This window comes from Saccharothrix sp. NRRL B-16348 (assembly GCF_001280085.1).
GTDB lineage: Bacteria > Actinomycetota > Actinomycetes > Mycobacteriales > Pseudonocardiaceae > Actinosynnema.
This window is the reverse complement of sequence record NZ_LGED01000079.1, coordinates 101,574-120,742: the sequence shown is the minus strand read 5'-3', so window position 1 is coordinate 120,742 and position 19,169 is coordinate 101,574. Positions and strand designations below refer to the sequence as shown.

19 protein-coding genes are annotated in these 19,169 nt (G+C 71.8%); 7 read left to right on the top strand and 12 right to left on the bottom strand.

What is annotated here, in order from left to right; genetic code table 11:
* Window positions 1-52 precede the first annotated feature (52 nt).
* Window positions 53-1,711 (top strand): serine/threonine-protein kinase, encoded by a 1,659-nt coding sequence (locus ADK67_RS10315; protein ID WP_053716173.1) that lies wholly within the window; start codon window positions 53-55, stop codon window positions 1,709-1,711.
* A 25-nt stretch (window positions 1,712-1,736) separates the two neighbouring features.
* On the opposite strand, the gene ADK67_RS10310 is transcribed toward ADK67_RS10315, so the two are convergent.
* Both ADK67_RS10310 and ADK67_RS10305 read right to left on the bottom strand, forming a co-directional pair.
* Complete coding sequence (locus ADK67_RS10310; RefSeq protein WP_053716172.1) at window positions 1,737-2,099, bottom strand: hypothetical protein; 363 nt, start codon at window positions 2,097-2,099, stop codon at window positions 1,737-1,739.
* A 15-nt stretch (window positions 2,100-2,114) separates the two neighbouring features.
* Window positions 2,115-3,290, bottom strand: coding sequence for a DUF418 domain-containing protein (locus tag ADK67_RS10305; protein ID WP_231648108.1), 1,176 nt, complete (start codon window positions 3,288-3,290; stop codon window positions 2,115-2,117).
* A gap of 85 nt (window positions 3,291-3,375) precedes the next feature.
* On the opposite strand from ADK67_RS10305, the gene ADK67_RS10300 reads away from it, so the two are divergent.
* From ADK67_RS10300 to ADK67_RS10290, 3 genes are all read left to right on the top strand, one after another.
* On the top strand, window positions 3,376-3,984 hold the full coding sequence (locus ADK67_RS10300) for a TetR/AcrR family transcriptional regulator (protein WP_053716170.1): 609 nt from the start codon (window positions 3,376-3,378) through the stop codon (window positions 3,982-3,984).
* A gap of 287 nt (window positions 3,985-4,271) precedes the next feature.
* Window positions 4,272-5,606: an NAD(P)/FAD-dependent oxidoreductase gene (locus ADK67_RS10295; protein ID WP_053716169.1), complete on the top strand. Its 1,335-nt coding sequence runs from the start codon at window positions 4,272-4,274 to the stop codon at window positions 5,604-5,606.
* Window positions 5,603-7,204, top strand: coding sequence for an aminotransferase class I/II-fold pyridoxal phosphate-dependent enzyme (locus ADK67_RS10290; RefSeq protein WP_053716168.1), 1,602 nt, complete (start codon window positions 5,603-5,605; stop codon window positions 7,202-7,204). The genes ADK67_RS10295 and ADK67_RS10290 overlap by 4 nt, the downstream gene beginning before the upstream one ends.
* Window positions 7,205-7,402: 198 nt before the next feature.
* Here the strand turns inward: ADK67_RS10290 and ADK67_RS10285 are convergent, their stop codons facing one another.
* Window positions 7,403-8,773: a DUF4303 domain-containing protein gene (locus tag ADK67_RS10285; RefSeq protein ID WP_053716167.1), complete on the bottom strand. Its 1,371-nt coding sequence runs from the start codon at window positions 8,771-8,773 to the stop codon at window positions 7,403-7,405.
* A gap of 178 nt (window positions 8,774-8,951) precedes the next feature.
* On the opposite strand from ADK67_RS10285, the gene ADK67_RS50665 reads away from it, so the two are divergent.
* The 3 genes from ADK67_RS50665 to ADK67_RS10275 all read left to right on the top strand — a co-directional run bounded on the left by ADK67_RS50665 (window position 8,952) and on the right by ADK67_RS10275 (window position 10,800).
* Entirely contained in the window at window positions 8,952-9,152 is a 201-nt protein-coding gene (locus tag ADK67_RS50665) for a hypothetical protein (protein WP_157620077.1), read from the top strand.
* Window positions 9,153-9,705: 553 nt separating this feature from the next.
* Complete coding sequence (locus ADK67_RS10280; protein WP_053716186.1) at window positions 9,706-10,098, top strand: excalibur calcium-binding domain-containing protein; 393 nt, start codon at window positions 9,706-9,708, stop codon at window positions 10,096-10,098.
* 3 nt (window positions 10,099-10,101) lie between these two features.
* Window positions 10,102-10,800: a class F sortase gene (locus ADK67_RS10275; RefSeq protein WP_053716166.1), complete on the top strand. Its 699-nt coding sequence runs from the start codon at window positions 10,102-10,104 to the stop codon at window positions 10,798-10,800.
* A gap of 39 nt (window positions 10,801-10,839) precedes the next feature.
* On the opposite strand, the gene ADK67_RS10270 is transcribed toward ADK67_RS10275, so the two are convergent.
* The 9 genes from ADK67_RS10270 to ADK67_RS10230 are packed head-to-tail and all read right to left on the bottom strand — an operon-like array spanning window position 10,840 to window position 19,163.
* The gene (locus tag ADK67_RS10270) at window positions 10,840-11,436 is read right to left on the bottom strand and encodes a DUF3558 family protein (protein WP_053716165.1); all 597 of its coding nucleotides are present in this window, start codon (window positions 11,434-11,436) and stop codon (window positions 10,840-10,842) included.
* Window positions 11,437-11,447: 11 nt separating this feature from the next.
* Window positions 11,448-12,815, bottom strand: coding sequence for a condensation domain-containing protein (locus tag ADK67_RS10265; RefSeq protein WP_197289372.1), 1,368 nt, complete (start codon window positions 12,813-12,815; stop codon window positions 11,448-11,450).
* Window positions 12,748-13,149 carry a hypothetical protein gene (locus ADK67_RS10260; protein ID WP_053716163.1) on the bottom strand — a complete coding sequence of 134 codons (402 nt, stop codon included), beginning with the start codon at window positions 13,147-13,149 and terminating at the stop codon, window positions 12,748-12,750. Before ADK67_RS10260 ends, ADK67_RS10265 begins: the two co-directional genes overlap by 68 nt.
* Window positions 13,146-14,255, bottom strand: a complete 1,110-nt coding sequence (locus tag ADK67_RS10255) for a DegT/DnrJ/EryC1/StrS family aminotransferase (RefSeq protein WP_053716162.1) — start codon at window positions 14,253-14,255, stop codon at window positions 13,146-13,148. Before ADK67_RS10255 ends, ADK67_RS10260 begins: the two co-directional genes overlap by 4 nt.
* The gene (locus ADK67_RS10250) at window positions 14,252-14,935 is read right to left on the bottom strand and encodes a WxcM-like domain-containing protein (RefSeq protein WP_053716161.1); all 684 of its coding nucleotides are present in this window, start codon (window positions 14,933-14,935) and stop codon (window positions 14,252-14,254) included. The genes ADK67_RS10255 and ADK67_RS10250 overlap by 4 nt, the downstream gene beginning before the upstream one ends.
* On the bottom strand, window positions 14,932-16,392 hold the full coding sequence (locus ADK67_RS10245; RefSeq protein WP_082403358.1) for an FAD-dependent oxidoreductase: 1,461 nt from the start codon (window positions 16,390-16,392) through the stop codon (window positions 14,932-14,934). The genes ADK67_RS10250 and ADK67_RS10245 overlap by 4 nt, the downstream gene beginning before the upstream one ends.
* Complete coding sequence (locus ADK67_RS10240) at window positions 16,376-17,089, bottom strand: PIG-L deacetylase family protein (protein WP_197289371.1); 714 nt, start codon at window positions 17,087-17,089, stop codon at window positions 16,376-16,378. The genes ADK67_RS10245 and ADK67_RS10240 overlap by 17 nt, the downstream gene beginning before the upstream one ends.
* Window positions 17,090-17,100: 11 nt before the next feature.
* On the bottom strand, window positions 17,101-18,873 hold the full coding sequence (locus ADK67_RS10235) for a carbamoyltransferase family protein (protein WP_197289370.1): 1,773 nt from the start codon (window positions 18,871-18,873) through the stop codon (window positions 17,101-17,103).
* 20 nt (window positions 18,874-18,893) lie between these two features.
* Window positions 18,894-19,163: an acyl carrier protein gene (locus ADK67_RS10230; RefSeq protein ID WP_053716158.1), complete on the bottom strand. Its 270-nt coding sequence runs from the start codon at window positions 19,161-19,163 to the stop codon at window positions 18,894-18,896.
* Between the last annotated feature and the right edge of the window lie 6 nt (window positions 19,164-19,169).

Genomic DNA, 19,169 nt, shown 5'->3' with positions numbered 1-19,169 from the left:
GGAAAGGCCGCCGGTTCCTCGTCCCCCGGTGGTCGGTTGCTAGCGTGACGCGGTGTCTGAGAGAGAGCACACCGGGCGGATCCTCGACGGCCGGTTCGAGCTGCTGGACAGGCTGGGCAGCGGTGGGATGGGGACGGTCTGGCGTGCGCTCGACCTGGGGCTGCACCGCGAGGTGGCCATCAAGGAGGTGCGCCCCGCCGACGACGACCAGATCGACAGCAACTCGGTGGCCGCGGCCCAGCTGCGGGAGCGGGTGCTGCGGGAGTCCCGCGCGCTCGCCCGGTTGCAGCACCCGAACGTCGTGTCGATCTACCAGATCATCGAGTCGGCCGACTCGCCGTACCCGTGGATCGTCATGGAACTGGTCCGCGGCACGTCGCTGGACGCGCGGCTGAACGACGGTCCGCTCACCCCGGCGGAGGCGGCGGGCATCGGGCGGGACGTGCTCGCGGCACTGCGCTCGGCCCACTCCGCGGGCGTGATGCACCGCGACGTCAAGCCGGGCAACGTGTTGCTCCGAACGGACGGCAGCGCCGTGCTCACCGACTTCGGCATCGCCGCCCTGCAGGGCTCGACCCAGCTCACCGCGACCGGCGACGTCATCGGGTCCCCGGAGTACATCGCCCCGGAACGGCTGCGCGGCGACGAGACGCACACCGCGTCGGACCTGTGGTCGCTGGCGATGCTGCTGTACGTGGCCGTCGAGGGCTACCACCCGATGCGCCGCGCCTCCACGATGGCGACCCTCGCCGCGGTGATGACCGAGCCGGTGCCGCCGCCGCGACGCGCGGGCGCCCTCGCACCCGCGCTCAACGCCGCGCTCCGCAACGACCCGGCCGACCGTCCGAGCGGCGAGCTGCTGGACCAGCTGTTCGCCGCGGCCGAACGCGACCCGGCCCCGGTCCTGGGCCCGCCCACCCCGGCGGGGTTCACCGTCCCGAGGCCGCCGAGCGGTCCTCAGCCCCAGCCTCAGCACCCCCATTGGCCGGCCGGACCGACGCCGCCACCGGTCGGCGGGCCGCCTCTCCGCGACTACCAGCAGGCCTACCCCACCCCGACCCCGAAGGCGCGCAAGCGGACGGGTTCCGTGGCGCTCTCGCTGGTCGGGGTGGTGCTGGTCGTCGCGGCCACGCTGCTGGTCGCCCGCATGACGGGCGTGTTCGACCGGCTGGACTCCGGTGCGGGTTCGTCGACCACGCCGTTCACCACCCTGCCGAACCTCGACCTGCCCGACGACGCCCCGACGACGACCGCGGGCGACGCGGCGAAGACCGACCTGCTCACCCCCGCCGGCGCGCGTGAAGCGGTCGTCGCGCTCAGCCAGGCGACGGGCGGCACCACGGTGTCCGAGCTGACGCTGTGGGCGGACCACGCGACGGCCGTCGCCCCGACCGCGGCGGTCGCGCACGGCTTCGACGACTTCGAGTACCGGGCTGGCAAGGCGACCAGGAAGGGTCCGGACGGCGTGGACGCCGACCGGACCGTGTTCGACCTGAACCAGGTGAACTGGGACGCCCTGCCCGCCCTGTTCGACCAGGCGAACACGGAGCTGGGCGTCCCGCAACCGACGATGCGCTACCTGATCGTCGAGCCCGACATCATCGACGACATCCCGTCGATCAAGGTGTACGTGATCGACGGCTACGGCGGCGCGTTCCTGCAGGCGAACCTGAAGGGCGAGGTGCAGAAGACCTATCCGCGCGCCAAGTGACGTGGTGATCGCGCACCGCGCCCGATCAGGGCCGTTCTTCCTCGATGTGGGTGTAGCGGTTGGGCAGCACCACGCAGTACAGGCCACCGGTCTCGTTCGTCATGCAGTAGACCGGCCGCGTCTCGTCGTAGTTGGTCGCCTCGCGCTGGTCACCGACCTTCTGGATGGTGATGCGCCCGGGGTCCTTGGGCGCCGGCAGCGGGGCCTCGTCCCACGGGTGCCACGCCAGCAGGCCGCCGCCGATGCCGGCGACCAGGATGGCGGTGGCGAGCAGGCCGTTGCCGGGCCGTGATCGCGCGGTCGTCTCCCGCGGTTGGGGCTGGGGCTCGGGCTGAGACTGGGGCTCGGGCTGAGTCGGCTGCGGTAAAGGGGTCTCCGGGTGCGACATGGCGGATAGTTAACATCATCGGCCCCTGGCTCCGGCGGGCGCCGCGTTGCGTGCCGACGCCGTTCCGCCGGCGGTCACCACGCGGAGGAGCCACTCCAGTGGTCCGTAGCGGTGGCTGCGGAGCCACAGCGCGCTGAGTGCGAGCTGGACCGCGTAGATCCCGACGACGAGCCCGGCGACCGCGCCGTACGACAGCGTTCCCACCAGCCCGAACCCGTACGCCGTGAAGACGACGCCCAGGACGGCCGACTGCAGCAGGTAGTTCGACAGCGCGACGCGGCCCGCCGGGGCGAACACGGCCGCGACGCGCGTGTCGAACAGGCGCAGCAGTGCGGCGACGTACCCGCCGGTGAGCAGTGGCGCGGTGAGGACGCTGACCCCGATCGCGAGGGTCTCGGCGCCGCTCCCGGGGTGGTTCACCGCGATGTAGGCGTAGAAGGCCGCCCCGGCGAGCCCGATCGGCAACCCGGCACGCAGGAGCCACGACCACAGCGCGCGGTAGCGCCGAGGTTCCGCGAGCACCTGCCGCTTGCCCGCCGCGAACCCGAGCAGGAACATCGCCAAGGTGCTGGGCGCCTGCACGAACACGACGAGTTCGAGCGTGCCGGGCAGCTGTCGCAGGTGTTCCGCGACCACCGTCCCCGGCGTCCCCCGGTAGGCCGCCACCGTTTCGGCGACCCGCGCGGACACCGCGGTGGCGTCGACCGGGACGTGGGTGAGCACGTCGAGGACGCCCAGCAGGGTCCAGACCGTGCCACTGGCGAGGAGCAGGACCACCGCCAGCCGGACCGCGCGCCGCGGTGAGGTGCCGCGCAGCGCCAGCAGGACGAGGCCGAGCACGGCGTAGGTCGTGAGGATGTCGCCGTGGAACAGCAGCACGGCGTGCGCGGCGCCGATCGCCGCGAGCCCGACGTGCCGCCGCAGCATCCGCGGCCAGAAGGCGACGCCACGGCGTGCGGCGGCGTCCATCTGCAGCGTGAAGCTGTAGCCGAAGAGGAACGAGAACAGCAGGTAGAACTTGGTCTCGAAGAACAGCGAGACCACCCACTGGACGGCCGGATCACGGGCCGGGTCGGCGATCCCGGAGGCGTAGTAGCCGGTCGCGAACGCCCACGCGTTGACCGCGAGGATGCCGAACAGGGCGAACCCGCGCAGCGCGTCCAACCGCACGAGGCGGGAGGGAGTAGACACAGCCAGACCCTTTCTTAGACCGAGTAGTCGGTCTAATATTGGAGGCCGTGATCCACCCCGTCAACCCCACTGATTGAATCGGCCCATGCGCACCGTTGACCCAGCCAAGCGCGAGGCGAAGCGACTCCAGATCCTGGCGGCCGCGTCGCGGTGCTTCGCCCGCAAGGGGTTCGGCCAGACCCGCACGGCCGACATCTGCGCCGAGGCGGGGATGAGCCCGGGCAACCTGTTCTACTACTTCGGCAGCAAGCAGGACATCTTCGCCGCGGTCGTCGAGCAGGACGGCGCCGACACCGAGGCGCTGTTCGCGGACCTGTCCGCCGCCGAACCGTGGGACGCGCTGACGAAGTTCTTCGACCTGGTGGTCGACCTGGCCGGGGACGCGGACTACGCCCGGCTCACCCTCGAGATCTCCGCCCAGGCGCACCGCGACGAGCGGATCGCGGCCCTGGTCGCGACCAACGACCAGCTGGTGCGGTCCGGCCTGGCCGACCTGGTCGACCGGGCGACCGCGGCGGGCCGGATCGATCCCGGGCTGGACCCGACCACGACCGCCACCTGGCTCGCCGCCCTGGTGGACGGCTTGTTCAACCGCGTCGCGGTGGACGCGGGGTTCGCGCCGCAGCGCGAGCGCGAGAACCTGCGGCTGGTCCTCGGCCGACTGCTGCGCCGTGCGGGCCAGGCGGAAGCCTGACCTCCCGACGGCCCCGCATGAGCCACCGAGGTTCGCCGAGTCGGCCACCTGCGCGGCAAGACCTCCGAGGTCGCCCGCCCCGCCCGCGAAAAGTCCTGCTACCGCAAGGAATCACCGTCGCGATATCGATTGGTTATTTGCCATCGATCGCGAACCCGTGCAACTCTCACCTGTTCACGCATCTGAATTCACCCGACCTTTGCCACGAATGGCCGGTGTCGCGCAAGTACGGGTTGCTCGACCATTCGGCTCTGTACAGCGTGTAGGGGTGCTGTTGGGATGCACGCATGTACAACGCTATTGTGGTCGGCGGCCGCTGTGCCGGAGCGGCGGTCGGGACACACCTGGCCAGACAAGGGCTCCGAGTACTGGTGGTGGACCGGTCGCGGTTTCCCAGTGATGTGCTGTCCACGCATTTCGTGTGGCCGCACGGTGCTTCCTACTTGAACCGACTCGGGGTGTTAGAGCAGGTCAGAGCCGTAACTCCCGCGCACACCGACGTCACCGTGGTCAACAACGGAATCGAGCTGCGCGGCAGCGTTCCCGAACAGTTGCTGCGCAACCAGTTCCGCCTGCTGCACGACGACGACAGCGGGATCACCACCGACTACTTCTCGGTTCGCCGGCACGTGCTGGACAAGATCCTGGTAGACAACGCGGTGCGGGCCGGCGTGGAGTTCCGCGAAGGGTACGCGGTCAAGGAACTACTGCGGGATGAAGACGGGACCGTCATCGGCATCAAGGGGCGGGACGGCACGGTCGAGCACGCGCAGGTAGTGATCGGCGCCGACGGGCGCAACTCCTTCGTCGCGCGCGCTCTCGGCGTCGAGAAGTTCGACGAGCGGCCGCGGTGCACCTACGCCTACTGGAGCTACTTCAGCGGCATCCCCGACGCCGACGCGCAGATCCACCGCCGGGGCAGGCTCGGGATGGCGATGGCCTCGACCAACCACGGGCAGACCATGGTGCTGACGTGGGGGCCGAGCGAGTGGGCCGCGGACTTCCGGGCCGACGTCGAGGGCAACTTCCACCGCGCGCTCGGGCTGATCAGCGAGGACGCGGCGGGCACGGTGGCGCGGGCGCGGCGGGAGGAGCGCTTCTACGGGACGCTCGACCAGGCCGCGTACCTGAGACAGCTGCACGGACCCGGCTGGGTGCTGGTCGGCGACGCCGAGTCGTTCAAGGACCAGTGCACGGCACTCGGGATCACCCACGCCCTGCGTGACGCGGAGCTGGCCGCGGAGGCGATCGGCCGGTGGCTCGGCGGCGAGACCGACCGGGACACCGCCCTGGCCGGGTACGCCGCCAAGCGGCGCAGCCAGACCGCCGCGGCCTACTACGACTACGTGTGCACGCTCGCGGAGATGAAGCCGCTGCGGCACGACGAGCTGCAGCTGTTCGCGATCCTGCGCGGCAACCAGGCCGAGATCGACCGCTTCATCGCCACCCACGTCGACGTGGCGCCGGTGTCGGAGTTCTTCGACCCGTCCAACGTGTTCCTGCTCAACGACACGGCCAAGGAGTCCTCGCGCGACCACAGCGCGTTCGCCGACTTCGAGGCGACCTACCGCGAGCACCAGCGGAACCCGTTCCAGCGCGTGGCAGCGGAGGCGACCCGATGACCGGCACCCTGACCGACGAGCGCGAGGACGGCGAGGTCGTCGCCGCGCTCATCGCCGCGGCCGACGAGGCCGACACCGACCCGAGCACCGCGGCCAAGGCGGTCGCCGCGGCCGCGCGCGAGGTGTCGGACATGATGCGGAACTGGGCGACCCACATCCCGTGGGAGGACCTGGAGGAGCTGGACACCCTCCCGGAGGACGAGGTGGTCCGGTTCTTCGCCGAGGACTACCCGGCGATCCGGGCCGACCTGGAACCGATGTGGGAACCGGCGACGGCGGCGGCCCCCGCGATCGACCCCGACGAGGACTACGCGCTCGACAAGAACGCGTACGACTTCTTCCGGCCCGTCGGCGCGAACCTGCTCAGCCGGACCGAGGAGTTCCACGGCTGGGTGGAGGCGCGCCGGCGCACCGAGACCTGGCAGTACTCCCGGGTCCTGGAGGCGGCGCCCGGCGGGATCGCGACGATCACCAACGACCTGAGCAAACCCGCCCGGGGCATCAACTTCAACTCCCAGGACTACCTGTCGTTCAACGCCCACCCGGAGATCCGGGAGGCGGCGGTCCGGGCGATGCGGGACTTCGGCCCGCACAGCGCCGGGTCGCCGATGGTGCTGGGCAACACCCGCATCTCCGACGACCTGGAGGCCGCCCTCGGCGCGCTCGTCGGCCTGGAGCACGTCACGCTGTTCTCGAACGGGTGGTCGGCGGGGTTCGGCACCGTCACCGGCCTGGTCCGCCAAGAGGACCACATCCTCATCGACCGCCTCGCCCACTCGTGCTTGCAGACGGGTGCGCGCGCGGCGACCCGGAACATCACCCGCTACACGCACCTCGACGTCGAGGCCGTGCGCACCCACCTGGCCCGCATCCGCGCCACCGACACCCACAACGGCATCATGGTCATCACCGACGGCCTGTTCTCGGTGGACGCCGACTGGCCGGACGTCGCCGCCCTGCAGGAGGTCTGCCACGCCTACGACGCGACCCTGCTGGTCGACGTCGCCCACGACCTCGGCTCGATGGGCCCCGGCGGCACCGGCGTGCTGGGCATGCAGGACATGCTCGGCAAGGTCGACCTGGTCATGGGCGCGTTCTCCAAGACGTTCGCCTCCAACGGCGGCTTCGTCGCGGCCAGGTCGCCCGCGGTGAAGCAGTACATCAAGATGTTCGCCGGGTCCCACTTCTTCTCCAACGCCCTGTCCCCCATGCAGACCGCGGTGGTGCTCAAGGCCGCCGAGATCATCCGCACCGACGAGGGCGAGGCGCTGCGCGGCCGGCTGTTCTCCGCGATCCACGCCCTGCGCGACGAGCTGACGACGCGCGGGTTGACCTGCATGGGCTCGCCGAGCCCGATCGTGCCGGTCCTGATCGGGAACGAGAAGCTCGCCCGCACGGTCAACCGCCTGCTGTTCGACCGCGGTGTGCTGGCGTTCATGGTCGAGTTCCCCGTCACCCCGACCGGCGCGTCACGCTTCCGGTTGCAGGTGCAGGCCGCGCACGAGCCGGAGCAGGCGCGGGAGGCGGCGCGGATCATCGACGGGGCGCTGCGCGACGCGCGGGAGCACCTGTCCAGCGCGTTCGGCAACTCGTTCTAGCGGGAGGGGCGCTCGCGGCAACCACGAGCGCCCCTCCTCGCCGGCGTTCGCCATCACCCGCTCGGTGACGGGCGCGTCGACGGAGAGCTGAACCGCCTGCCCGGCGCCCGGGTCGGCGGCCAGGCCCGACTCACGTGCCGCGGCCGAGATCCGATCCGTCATCCACCCGATCCCGCCGGATCGACCGCGCCGCTGCCGTCAGACCGGCTCGTGCTGTTCGCGCAACCAAGCCGCGGCGGCCTGACGCACCTCCTCCGCCGGATCCTCCAACGCCTGCCGGACCACGTCCGCCAGGTGAAGGGAATCCCTCCGCCACCACAGCAGCGACAGCACCGCCAGGCGTCGCACGGACGCGTCCGGGTCTTGTCGGACGGTCCGGCCGAGCAGCGGCAACACGCGCCGGCCGACGTGCCGACCGAGCCCGCGTCGCCCGAGGACCTTCACCGCGTGCCAACGGACGAGGACGTGCGGCGAGGTCAAGCCGGCCACCGCGGCGTCCACCTCGTTCGCCGCGATCTCACAAGCCCCTTGGCCGGGCGCGAACCGCTGACCCAGCGCCGACACGTGCGTCGGCCACCGTTCGATGAAGTCCACCAGGGGTTGGTAGTCCAGCGGCGGCGGGGCGACCGCGTCGTCGCGAAAGCTGGTGTACGGCGCGGAGACCGCCCCGACCACCACGTCCGGCGGGAGGCTTTCGGCCTGGTCGAGCACGAGGTCGAGCCGCCCGAGGCGGGACAGCGCGACCGCGATCCACTCCTGGTCCGGTCCGTCGGTCTGCCGCAGCTCGGCGCTCAACGCGTGGATGACGCTGTCATCGGGTCTGCCGATGTCCGCCAGGAGCTTCGCCGCCTGCCACGCGCGGTCCGGCGTGCGGAGGAGGGAGAGCAGGGCCGGGAAGGCCGCCGGACCGAGGTCACGCAGGGCCGCTTCGACGGTGTCGCGGTCGAGGGGACCGTCGAACGTTCCCAGCAGGGAGGCCAGGTGCGCGGCGCGGTCGGCCGGTGGGAGCGCGGCGAGGCCGGCCAGCGCGACCGAGCGCTCATCCAGTTCGGGGAAGTGGCGACGCACCTCGCCGGCGGTCAGGACGCGCTTGATCAGCGTCTCGTGGTGCTCGTCGTCGAGCAGCACCACCACGAAGTCCGGGTGGGTGTCACCGTTCCGGCGCAACGTCGTCCGTGCCCGCCGGCAGACGCGGACCAGCGTCGTCAGGTACCGGTCGAACGTCGCCTGCCACTGGCGCGTCGTCCCGGAGCACGCCTCCGCGGTGAGCGCCTGCTCCCACCGTTCGGTCGAGCCGTCCGGTAGCCAGCCGTCGCGGTAGAGGTCCCAGTCCGGTGCGTTCCACCTCAGTTCCGCCTGCTGCTCGGCGGGCTCCCGAGCCAACGCCTCGACACTGTTGATCCCCAGCGACGGCAGCGCGATCGGACCGTCTTCCTCCCGGTAGACGTGATCGAGCACCGCCGCGTAGAACCGCTCCCCGGGGTGATCACGCACGGCCGAGCCGACGAACCGCACCACACCATCCAGAAGGGTCCGTTCGAACTCGGCCCAATCCAAGCGCACCGTCACGCCGCCATCGTGGCAGACGACCCTCACCCTCTCGCCCTTGGAACGGGATGTCGAAGCCCAACGCCTGCGAATACCTGCCCGCCACACCCCGGCCGTCTCCAGAACATCCATGGACCGCCCGTGCGAGAAAAGACCACCTCTGGCACCAGCTGCGCTCGGATCGCGGATTCCAAACTCGGTGGACGTCACCTCGCCGCACGTCCTGCCGAGAAGAAAGCAGCGCACACAGTTCGGCACGATCACTGACAAACCGGACCGCTCGCCCGATCCGGCGCCGTCACCAACAAACCTCGCCCTCACCGAGAATATGACGACGGCGTTCCACAACGGACGGCATCGACTGCGCCGTCACGCTCAAGAAGGTCAGCAGGTGGCGTGACGGCCTACACGTCGGCGACGCCGGTTGTGCACTGTCGGCGACCGCGCTGCGGCGACACACCCCTGATAGGGCCATGACGCCGATGGATCGGGTGAGCCCACCGTCGACGCCTCCAACCTGACGAGGGACGGCATTAGCGTCTTCGTGGTCCGCTGTCGGTTCGAGAGGAGGTCGCCTGGCCCGGCACCGATCGCTCCATCCCGCCGAACCTCAAGGCACCCAGCCGCGTCCCGCCTCCTAACCGCGTCACCAAGGAGTTCGACGCGGACGCTGGCCCTATCGGTCGGTGGTTCCACAATCCCGGCGACGGCACGCAGCACCCACTGCGACGCGCCTCGTTCCGGACACGCCGGACAGAACGGCGACTCGACCCGACGTCTCCCGCCGGTCACCTGTCGCTGACGTGCGACTCAGAGCAGTGCCGAGCGTCCACCCCGGAGTGCCCGGCGACCGCGCCACCGAACCGACCGTGCCACCGGGCTCCCTCGACCGCCGGACGTGGCCGTTCCACGACGAAGACCTCAGTTCGTCCCGCATGGAAGGAATGTGCGACATGCTGCTTTCCAGGTTCGCCGGCGCCGCTGTCCTCGCGGCAAGTGCCACGCTGTCCATCGTCGGCGGCGCGAACGCACAAGACCGCGACTGCGCCGACTTCAGCAACCAAGCCGAAGCGCAGCGGTTCTTCGACTCCGCCACGACCAACTTCCACCGGCTCGACGCGGACAACGACGGCATCGCCTGCGAAGAGCTGCCGGCGCCCAGTCATGTTCCGGCAACCCGTCGGACCCAGCCGCCCGTCGGTCCGATCGACACGGGTGACGGCTCCACCGCCGACGACTCGGGCGCCGACGACTCGGGCGCCCTGACACTTCTCGGGCTGGCCGGGCTCGGTGCCGCCTCCGTCACCGCGGTCGCGGCACGGCGGCGTGCACGCAGGAGCAACTAGCGCATGCGCGACCGCTCGCACCGCCATCCCCGTCGGAGCTCAAAGCCCCGACTGGCGGCGTTGGCGGCGGCATTGGGCCTGGCGGTTCTGGCGGGCATCGACAAGAGCCACCCAGCCGGCGACGCCCACCCGGTCGACACGGCACCCGCCGCGTCGACGCACGAACCGACCGGCACGGTCCTCGCGCCGAGCACACCGCAGAACCCACCGCCGACGGTGGTGCTCGACGCTGCCCGCCCGACGCGGGTGATCATCCCGGCGATCGGCGTCGACGCTACCGGCATCATCGATCTCGGGCTGCGCGCCGACCGCGCCATCGAGGTCCCGGCCGACGCCGAAACCGTTGGCTGGTACACCAACTCGCCGACTCCGGGAGAACGCGGGCCCGCACTGCTCGCCGCACACGTCGACTGGCAGGGCCGGCTGGGAGTGTTCCACGACCTGCGCAAGTTGACACCCGGCGACCAGGTGACCGTGGAACGGGCCGACGGCTCGGCCGCGTCGTTCACCGTCCAGCGGGTGGAGCAGCACCCGAAAGACCGCTTCCCCACCCAAGCGGTGTACGGCCACGTCGAGGTACCCGAACTGCGGCTCGTCACCTGCGGCGGGCAGTTCGACCGGAGAGCGGGCAGCTACCGGGACAACATCGTGGTCTACGCGCGGATGACGGGAAGCCGGCACGGTTACGGAGGCTCCGGGTGAGGTTCTCCCGGTGACGGACGAAACGCATGGAAATCCGGGTCAAGCGCCGGGGACTCGGCTCAAGGCGGTTTCGGTGAGCGTCTGCGTGGCGGGGCACGGGTCGCTGGACTTGTCGGTGACGCCCAGGCTCACCGTGAGCACCACCTTGTCGGTCGGGGCGTCCGGGCGGCGCAATCCGACCTTGAGGATGCAGAGTCCGTCCCCGACTCTCCTGCGGGTCGGGTACCCGCCGACGACGCCCTGCTCCTCGCCGAGCCACCCGCCCGACAGCCCGGAGGTCAGCGTCAGCACCTCGATGGGAGTTCCGCGGTCGTCCACCGCGTCGCCGAGCTGCCACAGGCACAACGTGCCCGGCACGGGCCTGCCCGTTCTCGCGAAGGGCGCGCCCGTGGCGGCCGTGATCTCCTGCTCGGTGAGCAACGCGCACACGTCGGCGTCCGCCGCGATCCGCTTCGGCCGGTCGGTCGCCAACTCTTCGGGACGGACCGTCTCCGCCTGCTGGGTGACCGACACCCACGGGGCCGGACCCGAGGAGGACGACGGCGTGGCGGGCGACGCGGGCGCCGTCGTGCACGCCGACACCCAGAGCAGCGGCAGGCAGAGCAGGGCGGCCGACCGGCCGGTGGAAAGGAGCACGACGCGGAATCCTAAGCCAGTTGCCGCAGGTAGGACGCCAACACCTCGTCGACGCGGCTCACCAGCTTGGTCACGGCGGTCGGTTCGTGGCGGACCCCGTCGAGGAACCAGGACATCGACAGCACGCCGTCGTCGCGCACCAGCCGGATGTAGACCTGTGGTCGCGGTTGGAGGACGTCCGGTTCGTGCTTCATCGGGTCGCCCGCCATCGTGAGCACGCGGCCCGCCTGGTTCGGTTGGGCCAGGCCGCCCATGTTGTTGAAGATCAGGCCGAGCCGGTCGGACACCGCCGCCAGTGCCTCGGCGTGCGGGCCGTTGGGCGCGCACCAGCGCAGCAGGTGGGCGCCCACGCCGTTGTTCGGCATGGCCGTGAGGCTGTCCGCCGTCCGACGCAGGTGCTCGACCACGTCCCCGCCTTCCCGCGGCGGCAGCGCGACGAAGCCGCCGAACGAGAACCAGCCCATGGTGTGCCTCATCCCGTTGGGGAACACCGGTGTGCCGTCGGCTTTCGTCAGGTCGCGGCCGTGGTGCACCACGGCGACCCCGACGTCACCGCCCAACCACTCGCCCGCGGCCTCGCCGATCGCCGCGAGCACGGTCGTGTGCAGGTCGACGCCCGTCGCGGCGGGCACTTTCCGCAGGAGCGCCTCGGACCTGCCCCGGTCGAACCCGAGGTTCACCGAGTCCGTCCCGCCGACGGTCTCCGACGTGTAGCGGGTGCGGTCGGTGGGCAGTTCGTTGACCTTCGCCCACCGCGGGCCGAGCCAGTGCGGGATCTCGGCGGTCACCTCGGCCGACGCGGCGTAGTCCCGCAGCGCCCGGACGCACTCGTCGTACGGCGCGCCCTGCGAGAGGCGCGGCGCGCGCCCTTCGGCGAGCGCCCACAGGACGTTCTCCAGGTCACCGACCACCGTCGACAGCGACAGGGCGTCGGCCACGAGGTGGTGCACGACCACGAAGAGGCGCGGCGGCTGCCCGACACCGAGGTCGAAGTACACGAACCCGGCCAGCGGCCCCTGGTGGATGTGCAGCGTCCGCTGGATCTCGGCGCAGATCCGTCCCACCGTGGCGGGCTGCTCGTCTTCGGGGCACCGCGACAGGTCAATGCGCCGGAACGGCGGGGGCTCGCTCCGGCCGCGGACCTCCTGCCACCACTCCCCCTCGGTGAGCCGGAAGCGCACGCGGAGGGCTTGGTGGTGCTCCCAGACCAGGGTCACCGCCGCACGCACCAACCCCGTGTCGAACCGCTGGGACAGGCGGAAGATGCCGCACAGGTTCCAGTAGTGGGGGTTGACCATGGCGGGGAAGAAATCATGCAGGAAGGCCGCCTGGCTGGGCAGCACCGGCAGCACCGTGCTCGGGTGATCGGCTAGCGGCAACGCAATCCACCTCTTCGATCGGTCGGTCGGTGCGACGACGCACCTGGTCCTGCGCGGCGCGGCGAAGTCGCTCGTCCACCGACCACAGCAGGTAGCTCGTGGTGACGACCCCGGCGCGCATGAGGTGCAGGGCTTCGCGCACGTCCTCCAGGCTGGCCGCGTCCGCCCGCCGGTCGACGGGCCGGTCGGCGACCGCGACCAGCCGGAGCAGGCTCTCCACCGCCACGACGATGGACTCGCCCAGCGGGTCGGCGCGGTCGCACGTGTCCCGCAGGTCCCCCAACACCGCTTCGAGGACTTCGGACCGGGGGCGCCCGTCCGCTCGCACCGTCACTCCACCTCCATGGCGTTGCGCAGCGACGCCGCGACGGCGGGCACGTGCGGCAGCACGCCGGGGCGGCACGGCAGGGCCAACGACGTCCGCGCCAGGTCCGTGGCGACGGGCAGGTCGAGCGCCGCGAACTCGCGGTACGCGGCGGTCCGGTGGGGCGGCACCGGGTAGTAGACCTGGGTGCCGATCCCGTCCTGACCGAGCCGTGCCCGGAGGTGGTCACGCCGGTCCGACCGGAGGGTGAAGATGTGCCACGACGGCCGGGCCTCGTCCGGCGGCGGCGCCACGGGCAGCCGCACCCCGTCGGCGCGCAGCAGGTCCAGGTAGGCCGACGCGACTTGGCGCCGTTCGGCGTTGGCGGCGTCGAGGTGGCGGAGCTTGACGCGCAGGACCGCCGCCTGGATCTCGTCCAGCCGGGAGTTCGTGGCGGTCTCGTCGTGGCGGTACCGGGTGGTCGACCCGTAGTTGCGCAGGCTGCGCACGCGGTCGGCGACGGTCGCGGAGTCGGTGTTGACCACGCCCCCGTCACCCAGCGCGCCCAGGTTCTTGGTGGGGTAGAAGCTGAACGCCGCCGCGTCGGCGAGCGACCCGCACTTCCGGCCGCGGTACTCGGCGCCGTGCGCCTGCGCGGCGTCCTCGACGAGCAGCAGCGAACGGCGGTCGGCGATGTGCCGCAGTTGTGTCATCGGCGCGGGCGTGCCGAACAGGTGCACCGCGATGATCGCGACCGTCCTGGGGCCGATCGCCCGTTCGACCGCGGCGGGGTCGATGTTGCCCGCTCCGGGGTCCACGTCGACGGGCACCGGCACCGCGCCGACCGCCGACACCGCCAACCACGTGGCGATGAACGTGTAGGCGGGCACGACGACCTCGTCACCGGGGCCGACGTCGTGCGCGCGCAGGATCAGCTCGATCGCCGACAACCCCGACCCGACGCCCACCGCGTGCGAGGTGCCGCAGTAGTCCGCCCACTCGCGCTCGAACGCCTCCAGCTCGGGCCCCAGGACGAACGCCCCCGCGTCCACCACCCGCGTGACCGCCGCCACGACCTCGTCGCGGATCGTGGCGTGCTCGGCGACGAGGTCCCGGAACGCGACCGGGTCGCTCATCGGGCCGCCACCTCGGCGCGGAAGGCGCCGTAGTCCGTGATGTAGTCGGACGGGTCGTACTCCGCCGACGACAGCACGACCAGCACCGCGTCGGGTGAGTGCCCGAACTGCGCGGTCCACACGTAGGGCGGGATCACCACACCGACACCGGGGCGGTCCAGCACCACCACTTCGCGCCGGCCGCGCCCGTCGTCGACCAGCACCGTGCAACTCCCGGCGGCGCACACGACGATCTCCTCCAACGTCCGGTGGGCGTGGTCGCCGCGGTGGCCTCCGGGCGGCACGCCGTGGACCAGCAGGCAACGGCGAGCCGTGAAGGGGAGTCCGGCGCCGTGTTCGAGGATGACCACGCAGCCGCGTTCCTCGTTGACCTCCGGGAGCAGCCGCACGAGCTCCGAGCCGATGCCGGTCGCGTCCGCCGACTCGGGCAGGTCGACCACGGCGGTGTTGACGTAGGACACCACCCGCGCCGGGTCACCACCGACCACCGCGAGCGCCGGGACGTCCTCGACCACGACCGCGCCCGCGCGCACGACCGCGTCGACACCGATCCGCACCCCCGCGCCGACGGTCGCGCCGTCGCCGATCACGGCTCCGGCCTCCACGCGCACCCCTTCGCCGAGACGGACGTCGCGGCCGATGCGCGGCGTCACGGCCGCCTGCGCGTCCTCGGCGGTCATCGGGCGGCGACCGGCTGCTCGGCGAGCCCCGCGGCACGCAGGTACCTGAGCAGGACCGTCAGCGCGCCAGGGTCCCGCGCGCCGGTGAGGCAGGCCAGGACGTCGGGGCCCAAGCCGACTTCGATGCCCGTCCGCCGGTACAGCGAGCGGGCTTCCTCGCGGTAGTTGTCGGTCAGGGCGCCGCTGCTGATCTGGCTCGGGACACGACCGCCCAGTTCGAACCACAGCGACGTCATGTGCAGGGCGTACTCCTCCACCGACTCCTCGACGCCCCACGAGCGGATCAGCGTCCGCCCCGGGGCGAACACCGGACCGAACAGGCCGGGCGACCCCGCCAGCTCGACGGCGGCGTGGGCGGCCAGTGCGGGCGCGGCGTGGAAGCCGTCGCGGTAGGTGCCGCTGAGCACGTACAGCCCCGGCACGGAGGTCCACCCGACGAGCGGGAACCCGTCCAGGCTCACCGGCCGGTTCCCGACGCGCCACTGCACGATGGTGTGCGCGGAAGCCGTCTCGTCCAACTGGCGGGCCACCTGGTCGAGGATGGCGCTCGCCGTGCCGATCGTCCCCAGCGTCTGCGGTCGTGGTGACAGCAGGTTGGTGGCGCCGATGTACTCCCGGCCCTCGCCCAGCGGCACCAGGTGCAGACCGCACGCCCCGCCGCGGTTCGGCGTGCGGACCACGGTCTCGAACGACGGCCCGTGCGTGCGCTGGGTGACCAGTGCGACGCCGACGCCGGACAGCATCGGCTGGACCTCGCCCGGGTCGAGCGCGGTGCGCAGCAGTTCCACCGTCCTCGACCCCGCCGCCACCACGACCTGATCCGCTTCCAGGACTTCGCCACCGCGCAGCCGGACGCCCGCGACGGCGCCCGCGCGCACCACGACTCCCTCCACCGACTCGTCGTGGATCCGGACCCCGGAGCGGCGCAGTCGCTCCTCCACGAGCCCGATCACCTGGTTGCCGTCGACGGCTCCCTCACCGCTCATGTGCAACGCGCGCAGCGCACGGCCGTCCGGCCGGGGGTGGTAGCCGGGGATCCGGTCGGCACCCACCTCGCTCCACGGCCGCCGGTACTTGCCCAACGCGTCGATGACGGCGTCGTAGTTGAGCGAGTCCAGCGGACCGCCGCAGCCGTTGAGCACGACGTGGGTCGACGGGACGTGGTGGAACCGCTGTCCCGTGTCCGCCGCGGTCTCGGCCAGTTCGTCGAGGACGGCGGGCCAGCGCTCGTCGGCCAGCAGGCCGAGCTCGAACTTGGCCCGCCCGGCCTCGGTGGCGAACGTGTCCTTGGTGACCTCGCCGAAGCAGCCGAGCATCGCGCCGGCCGCCGCGCTGGCGCCGCCGGGGCGTTGCGCGGGCCCGACGAGGGTCACCCGGGCGGTGGCGGCGAGGGCCCGGGCGGTGAACAGGCCCAGCGCGCCGTTGCCGACGACGATCACATCAGGCCGATCCGGCATGGTCGCCCCCTTCGGGGTTCGGACGCGCACCGGCGCGTACCAGGTGCGGGGAGAAGGTCGCTCGGACGAGTTGGAACGCCTCGCCGTAGGCCACGCCGGCCTGGCTGCCGCGGAACAGCGCCAGCGCGTGCACCGCCTCCGCGGAACGGGGTCCGGGGAACGGGCTCACCTGGCTCTCGTACCGGCGGTAGGCGCTGATCTTGCGGTCGACGGTCGTGGTGATGTCGACCGTCCAGTTGGGACAGAACTGCGGTTCCGCGCCGGGCGCGTTCCAGAACGTCTCCGACAGCGTCTCGTACATGGCCACCGCGGCGATGCCCCGGCCGCCGCGCACCGGGCGGGTGGCGACCATGCACGCCTCGAACACCCGGCGGTGGTCGACGTGCCGGTCGGGGAAGGGCATGAACACCAGCTCGGGCGCGACCGCGTCGACCACCCGCTGGACCGCGCTGTTCAGCTCGAACGCGGGCGCGTCGGCCAGCAGCACGGCGGGGTGGTCCAGGAACACGGAGTCCCCGACGCCGAGCAGTTCGTGGGCGCCCGCGGCTTCCCGGAGCGTGCGCTCGTGCACCTGCTCCGGGTAGAGCGGCGGGAGGTGCGCGGCGACCGTGAGGACGGTGACCGACGCACCCTGGTCGGCCAGCAACGCGATCGTGCCGCCGACGCCGAGGCACTCGTCGTCCGGGTGTGGTGCCACGACCAGCACGTTCACCGGCCTTCGCCCCCTGCCCCGGTCGGCTCCTTGCGCACGACGAGGTCACCGAGCACCAGCACGTCCAGCCCGGTGGCCCAGAAGGTCCGCAGCGCGTCCTCGACCCCGGACACGATCGGCTCACCGCGCACGTTGAACGAGGTGTTGAGCAGCACCGGCACACCGGTCAGCGCCTCGAACCCGGTCAGCAGCCGGTGGAACCGCGGGTTCGCGTCGCGGTGCACCAGCTGCACCCGCGTGGTGCCGTCGGTGTGCACGGTCGCCGGCGCGTCCCGGCGGAGTTCGTCGGTTGCCCGGAACGCCATGGTCATGAACCGCGAGTCCACCGCCTCCGACGCCAGGTAGCGCGGCGCGGCCGACGCGAGCATGGCGGGGCCGAACGGGCGCCAGGCCTCGCGCTGCTTGATCACCGCGTTGACCCGGTCCCGCTGCTCGACGGCCCGGGGGTCGGCGAGGATGCTGCGCTGCCCGAGCGCGCGGGGCCCGGCCTCCAGCCTGCCGTCGACCCAGCCGACGACCCGTCCCGCGGCGAGGTCGCGGGCGATGTCGGCGAACAGGTCCGCCGGCCGTTCGAACGGCACGCGAGCCGCGGTCAGCACCGGGGCCGCGTCCTCACCGGACACCTCCGGGCCCAGCGCCAGGGAGGTGAGCGGTGGTGGGACCAGGCCGGTCTCCCGGTGGCACGTGACGAGCGCGGCGCCGGCCGCCGCGCCGCTGTCGGCGCACAGGGGGTGCGCGAACACGCGGTCGACCTCCGGCAGCGCCAGCAGCCGGGCGTTCATCTTGACGTTGAGGCCGACCCCGCCGCCCACGCACACGTCGCGCACGCCGGTCTCGCGCACCGCCCACGAGACCAAGCGGCAGGCCGCCTCCTCCAAGGCGGTCTGCACGGCGAGCGCCAAGTCCTGGTGCCACTGCCCGACCGCGCCCGCCACCGGCCTCGGCGGCGTGCCGAGCAGCGCCACCAGGTCGTCGGTGAACCGCGCCGAGTACGTGTGGTCGCCGTAGTGGATGAACCTCGGGTCGACGCGGAACTCGACGCCGTCGGGAGCGGGCATGAGCACTTCGCCGACGAGCTTCGTCAGCGCCGCGTCCGGGTTGCCGTAGGCGGCCAGGCCCATGACCTTGTACTCGCCGTCGTAGGCGTCGAACCCCAGGTACTCGGTGAACGCGGCGTAGAACCACCCGAGGGAGTGCGGCATGCGGATCTCGCGCAGCGGTGTCAGCTCGTGGCCCTGCCGCAACCACAGCACCGTGGTGTGCTCGTCACCGGAGCCGTCGACGGTCAGCGTCACCGCCGGGTCGAAGGGCGACTCCAGAGCGGCCTGGAAGGCATGGGTGTGGTGGTGCGGCACGTGCCGGATGGGCGGGAAGTCCAGGTCGCCGAACTCCCGCCGCCAGTGGCGGTGGTGGTGCGCCCGCATCCCCTCCACGCTGAACCTGCGCAGGCAGTCCCGCTGCCACGCCAGGGTCCCCGGGTCGGGTTCCCACTGCCGGCCCAGCTCCTCGAAGAACCGCGCCATGCGACCGTCGGAGTACGCCTCGCTGTGCCACCCCACCGACACGGAGTCGACCTCGTCCAGCCGCAGGCCGACCGCGTCGAGGCAGTACCGCAGCGCCCTGGTCGGGTACTGCCCCGCCGCGTGCTTGGTGCGCACGAAGCGCTCCTCCTCGGCGTAGGCGACGACCCGGCCGTCGCGCACCACGGCCACCGACGGGTCGCTGTGCCCGCTGGAGATGCCCAGGAACGTTCGAGGCCGCCGGTCCACCGCTCCTCCGGGTGTCGGCGTCATGACCGGTCGGCGAGGCGCTGCCGGAGGTACTCCGCCGTCTCCCCGACGGTCCGGTCGGCGAGACCGAGGATCTCCTCGTCGGAGAACTGGGTCTGGAACCGCTGCTCGACGCGGATGCCGAACTCGATGATCATGACGGAGTCGAGGTTGAGGCCGTCCTGCCCGAGCTTCGTGGCCGACGTCAGCTCGCCCTGCGACACCGGCCACCGCAGGTCGACCTCGATGATCTTTCGGATTTCGTGCTCGATGTCCGGGTCCGTGGACACTGTCGC